1 protein-coding gene is annotated in these 910 nt (G+C 60.9%); it reads right to left on the bottom strand.

Features of this window, described 5'->3' with window-relative positions; all coding sequences use genetic code 11:
• Positions 1-120: 120 nt before the first annotated feature.
• Positions 121-910 (bottom strand): IS110 family RNA-guided transposase (locus GTW51_RS23365; protein WP_163046411.1); only part of this gene is annotated, 790 nt, incomplete at its 5' end.

The raw sequence follows: 910 nt of genomic DNA, 5'->3' as shown, positions 1-910 counted from the left end.
CTTTGCGCGCTTGAAGCGCTCAGAGCTAACCTGGTTTTCCCAATCCCGTCCTTCTCGACTGTTCGCCCATAAACCTCCGCTCAAAACCGCCGCATTCCCGACATCTCCAGCCTATCGCCTTCAGGCGGCGGCCGGAGCCCGGTACGCCCCACCGCGGGCCATCAGAGCCCAAGCGATACGAGCGATCTTGTTCGCCAGCGCGACTGCGACCAGCATCTTCGGCTTTCGCGCCAGCATACGCGCGAGCCACGAACCTTCAGGCGCTCCCCGCCGCGCCGCCAGTTGAACCACGGACATGGCGCCCATTATCAGGAGGCGCCGCAAATCTCGCTGACCCATCTTCGATGTTTTGCCCAGCCGCGTTTTGCCGCCAGTAGAGTTCTGCCTAGGCGTAAGCCCCAGCCAAGCGGCAAAATCGCGGCCTTTCGTAAAGGTTGAAGCCGGCGGAGCGAGCGCGGTGATTGCGACCGCACAGATTGGGCCGATGCCGGGAATCGTCATCAATTGACGTGAGGCCTCGTCCGAGCGCGCGATGACCTTGATATGCGCGCTCAACGCATCGATCCGGTCCTCCAGCATTGCGAGATGATCCAGAAGCTCTCTGCTCAGATCGTTGACCAGCTGCGGAAGGGCCCTCTCCGGGTCGTCCAGAGCCAGCGCGAGCTGGCCGATATGCGAAGTTCCTTGCGGCGCGATCACGCCGTATTCCGCGAGATGACCGCGCAGCGCATTGATCGTCTGGGTTCTCTGAGTGAGTAAAAGATCACGAGTTTTGATCAGCATCGCCTGGCTCTGCTTTTCCGCGCTCTTGACGGCGACGAAACGCATCGTCGGCCGAGAGGCCGCCTCGGCGATTGCCTCCGCATCAACCGCATCGTTTTTCTGCCGTTTTACGAACGGTTTCACATAT

The sequence above is a fragment of the Aurantimonas aggregata genome, assembly GCF_010500835.1.
Taxonomy (GTDB): Bacteria; Pseudomonadota; Alphaproteobacteria; order Rhizobiales; family Rhizobiaceae; genus Aurantimonas; species Aurantimonas aggregata.
This window is presented reverse-complemented; position numbering and strand designations above follow the sequence as displayed.